General features: G+C 64.6%; 4 protein-coding genes. 1 reads left to right on the forward strand and 3 read right to left on the reverse strand.

The window, feature by feature from the left end:
- On the forward strand, nt 1–437 hold a 437-nt coding region (locus tag ENZ74_RS23310; RefSeq protein WP_164761153.1), incomplete at its 5' end, for a bifunctional 5,10-methylenetetrahydrofolate dehydrogenase/5,10-methenyltetrahydrofolate cyclohydrolase.
- Nucleotides 438–449: 12 nt separating this feature from the next.
- Here ENZ74_RS23310 and glcF read toward each other — a convergent pair.
- From glcF to ENZ74_RS23330, 3 genes are all read right to left on the reverse strand, one after another.
- Nucleotides 450–1,775 (reverse strand): glycolate oxidase subunit GlcF, encoded by a 1,326-nt coding sequence (glcF, locus tag ENZ74_RS23315; RefSeq protein ID WP_063170130.1) that lies wholly within the window; start codon nt 1,773–1,775, stop codon nt 450–452.
- Between the two features lie 10 nt (nt 1,776–1,785).
- On the reverse strand, nt 1,786–2,991 hold the full coding sequence (locus ENZ74_RS23320) for an FAD-binding protein (protein ID WP_024502329.1): 1,206 nt from the start codon (nt 2,989–2,991) through the stop codon (nt 1,786–1,788).
- Between the two features lie 223 nt (nt 2,992–3,214).
- A partial coding sequence (locus ENZ74_RS23330) for an FAD-linked oxidase C-terminal domain-containing protein (RefSeq protein ID WP_127313012.1) occupies nt 3,215–4,411 on the reverse strand: 1,197 nt, incomplete at its 5' end.

The raw sequence follows: 4,411 nt of genomic DNA on the forward strand, positions 1-4,411 counted from the left end.
GACTGGAAGTCGTCATCGTCGGCCATTCGGAAATCGTCGGCAAGCCGATCGCCTTCCTGTTGATGAGCGAAGGCGCGACGGTGACGGTCTGCCACCACATGACGCGATCGGTCGCCGCCCATGCAAGGCGCGCCGATGCGCTGTTCGTTGCCGTCGGCAAGCCGCGGCTGATCAAGGCCGACATGGTCAAGCCGGGCGCTGCCGTCATCGACATCGGCATCAATTCCGAAATCGCCCCCGACGGCTCCAGCCGCATCGTCGGCGACGTCGACACTGAAAGCGTGCGCGAGGTCGCCTCCTGGATCACCCCGGTGCCGGGCGGCGTCGGCCCGATCACGGTCGCCATCCTGCTGCGCAACACCATGGTCGCGCTCAGCCGCCAGCGCGCGCTTTATGAGGCGACCTACGGTACGGCCGACAGGCTTGCGGCGGAGTAAGGACAGGGCGACCTATTCCGCAGCGATCAGGCTTTCTTCCAGAACACCTTCCGGCTTCGGCCCACCATAGGCCCAGTCGAGCAGCTTTATCGTGTGCACCACCGGCATCTTCGCGGCGGAAGCGATTTGCGTGATGCAGCCTATGTTGCCGGTGGCGACGATCGAGGCCCCCGTCGCCTCGATGTTTTTCACCTTGCGGTCGCGCAGTTTGGCCGAGATCTCGGGCTGCAGGATGTTGTAGGTGCCGGCAGAGCCGCAGCAGAGATGCCCTTCGCGCGGCTCGCGCACGATGAAGCCGGCCTTGGCCAGCAGTTCTTTCGGCTGGCGGGTGATCTTCTGGCCGTGCTGCATCGAGCAGGCCGAGTGATAGGCAACGACAGTGCCCGGCTTGCGAACCGGTTCGGGCAGGTCGAGGGTCGAGAGATATTCGGTAACGTCCTTGGCCAGTGCCGAGACGCGTGCGGCCTTGTCGGCATAGGCCGGGTCGAGCCGCAGCATGAAACCGTAGTCCTTGATCGTCGTGCCGCAGCCCGAGGCGGTGATGACGATGGCATCGAGCCCGCCCTGGTCGAGGGCGCGTGTCCAGGCGTCGACATTCTGCCTCGCCGAGGCAAGCGCGGCCTGTTCGCGCCCCATATGATGGACCAGCGCACCACAACAGCCTTCGCCCGGCGGCACCAAGACCTCGACGCCGAGCCGCGTCAGCAGCGAAATCGTCGCCTCGTTGATGGCGGGATCGAGCACCGATTGCGCGCAGCCGGTGAGGATGGCGACACGACCTCTTTTGGTCCCCTGCCCGACATGGATGCCCGGCGAGCCTATCGGCGAAGCTGCCGGGATCGACGCCGGCGCAAGCTTGAGCATCGCACTGAGCGGCTTCAGCGCCGGAACCTTGTCGAACAAGCCTATGAACGGCTTGCCCAGCTTCGCCAGCTTGAGCGCGGCGCGAAAGCGCTGGGGATAGGGCAGTACGAAGGCCAGCATGGCGCGGGTCAGGCGGTCGAGCAGTGGCCGCTTGTAGGTCTCCTGGATATGGGCGCGGGCATGGTCGACCAGATGCATGTAGTTGACGCCCGACGGGCAGGTGCTCATGCAGGCAAGGCACGACAGGCAGCGATCGATATGGGTGACGATCTGCTTGTCGGCCGGACGGCCTTTTTCCAGCATGTCCTTGATCAGGTAGATGCGCCCGCGCGGTGAATCGAGCTCGTTGCCGAGTGTCACATAGGTCGGGCACGTCGCGGTGCAGAAGCCGCAATGCACGCATTTGCGCAGGATCTTTTCCGATTCCGCGACATGCGGATCGGCAAGCTGGGCAAGCGAAAAATTGGTCTGCATCGCTGATGTCCTAGGCCATGCGGCCGGGATTGAAGATATTCTTGGGGTCGAATTCCTGTTTCAGGCGGACCGATAGTGCAGCAAGAGCGGGCGGCTGCGGCTCGAACACCGGTAGAGCGGCGCGATGCGAGGGTGCGGCGCGCACCAGCGTCGCATGGCCGCCGCCATGTTTCCTCAACAGCCCGCGCAGCAGAGCGGCTTCCGGATCGCCCTGTTCCATGCGCAGCCAAACCAGTCCGCCCTGCCAGTCATAAAAGGCGCTGACGGCGGCCTGCATGCGCAGCGTCAGGACCATCTGGTGGCTCTGAGAAGGCGTCATCGAGATGCGCCAGACCGGCTTCTCGCTGCCGTCGGCGAAAGGCCTGCAATCGCGAACGTCGCGCCAGATCAGCCGTGAAACCTCGCCGCCAATCTCCTCCAGCGGGCCGGCATTGCCGAGCAGCGTTTTCAGCGCGGCGATGCGGTAGGCGACCGACGGGCCGAAACCCTCGACGCGCAGCAGCGTGGCAGCCTCGCTGCCGAGACTGCCGCTGGCGACGCGCGCGGCGATCCGCTCCGGCAGGTGGGCGGCACTCGACACTTCAGCACTCGAGCCAAGCGCCAGGGCCATGGCGGCGGCCGCGGCATCGTCGAGCAGGCTACGGATGGCGAGCGTGACTTCGGTCTCGGCTGCCGGCAGCACCTTGAAGGTGACGTCGGTGAAGACGGCCAGCGTGCCCCAGCTGTTGGCCATCAGCTTCGACATGTCATAGCCGGTGACGTTCTTGACCACGCGACCGCCCGACTTGAAGGCCTCGCCACGACCGGACACCACATTGATGCCCAGGACATGGTCGCGCGCGGCCCCCGCCTTGAGCCGGCGCGGACCGGAGAGGTTAGCGCCGAGCACACCGCCGATCGTACCTTTGCCCGGTTCGCCACCAAGCAGCGGGCCGTAATCCATCGGCTCGAAAGCGAGCTGCTGGCCGTTTTCCGCCAGCAGTTTTTCGATCTCGGCCAACGGTGTGCCTGCCTTGGCCGACAGCACCAGTTCAGCCGGTTCATAGAGCGTGACGTCAGATAATTTCGACAGGTCGAGCGTGTGTTCGGTTTGCAGCGGCCGGCCGATGCCACGCTTGGAGCCATGGCCAAGGAGTTCGAGCGGCGCCTCTTCCGCCACGGCCCAGGCTATGGTGGAGAGGACTTCGGATGGGGTGGTCGGGGTGAAGGTGGTCATGAAGAGACCGCGCCAGATGCGAGTTCGGATATGCCGAGTTCCCTGGCGCCCCCCTCTGTCCTGCCGGACATCTCCCCCTCAAGGGGGGAGATCAGATGTCGCATATGGCTTCGCCAATCTTCAATGATGACGGAAGGGCGAGGCGCGCAAGCTGCCAATCTCCCCCCTTGAGGGGGAGATGTCCGGCAGGACAGAGGGGGGTGTTCACGCGCCGTCATCACCCTCAAAACCTCGGAATGTCCGGAAACGCCACCTGCCCGCGGTGCACATGCATCCGCCCAAGCTCGGCGCATCGCCGCAGCTGCGGAAATACTTTTCCCGGGTTGAGCAGATGGTTGGGATCGAAGGCACATTTGACGCGCATCTGCTGGTCGAGATCGATCTGGGTGAACATTTCCGGCATCAGGTCGCGTTTTTCCACGCCCACACCGTGTTCGCCGGTCAAGACGCCGCCGACCTTGACGCAGAGCCGCAATATATCGGCGCCGAAACTTTCGGCCTTGTCGAGTTCGCCCGGTACGTTGGCGTCGTAGAGGATCAGCGGATGCAGATTGCCGTCACCGGCATGAAAGACATTGGCGACGCCGAGACCGTATTTTTCCGACAGCTCGCGCATGCCGGCGAGCACGCGCGGCAGCTCCTTGCGCGGGATGGTGCCGTCCATGCAGTAGTAGTCGGGCGAGATGCGGCCGACGGCCGGAAACGCCGCCTTGCGGCCGGCCCAGAAGCTCAGCCGTTCCTGTTCGGACTGCGAAATGCGGCAGGTGGTCGAGCCGTTCTTGTAGGCGATCGCCTCGACCAGCCCGATCAGATGATCGACCTCGACGCCCGGCCCGTCGAGCTCGACGATCAGCAGCGCCTCGACATCGAGGGGATAGCCGGCATGAACGAAATCTTCCGCCGCATGGATCGCCGGCCGGTCCATCATCTCCATGCCGCCCGGGATGATGCCGGCGCCGATGATGTCGGCAACGCACTGGCCGCCCTGCTCGCTGGTCGGGAAGCCGATCAGCAGTGCACGTGCCGTCTCCGGCTTCTTCAGGATGCGCACGGTGACCTCGGTGACGACGCCGAGCAGCCCTTCGGACCCGGTCATGACGCCGAGCAGGTCGTAGCCTTCCGCATCGAGGTGACTGCCGCCCAGCCGCACCACCTCGCCATTCATCAGCACCATCTCGATGCCGAGCACATTGTTGGCTGTGAGGCCGTATTTCAGGCAGTGCACGCCGCCGGAATTCTCCGCGACATTGCCGCCGATCGAGCAGGCGATCTGGGAGGATGGATCGGGGGCGTAGTAAAAGCCCTCCTGCTCGACGGCGGTGGTGATGCCGAGATTGGTGACGCCCGGCTGGGCAACGACGACGCGATTGGGAAAATCGATCCCGAGGATACGGTTGAAACGGCTCATGACCAGCAGCAC

Source organism: Mesorhizobium sp. M7A.F.Ca.CA.002.15.2.1 (assembly GCF_003998715.1).
Lineage (GTDB): Bacteria > Pseudomonadota > Alphaproteobacteria > Rhizobiales > Rhizobiaceae > Mesorhizobium > Mesorhizobium ciceri.

Coding starts and splice junctions, on each gene's coding strand:
- glcF (WP_063170130.1), bottom strand. CDS start 1,775: ATGCAGACCAATTTTTCGCTTGCCCAGCTTGCCGATCCGCATGTCGCG.
- ENZ74_RS23320 (WP_024502329.1), bottom strand. CDS start 2,991: ATGACCACCTTCACCCCGACCACCCCATCCGAAGTCCTCTCCACCATA.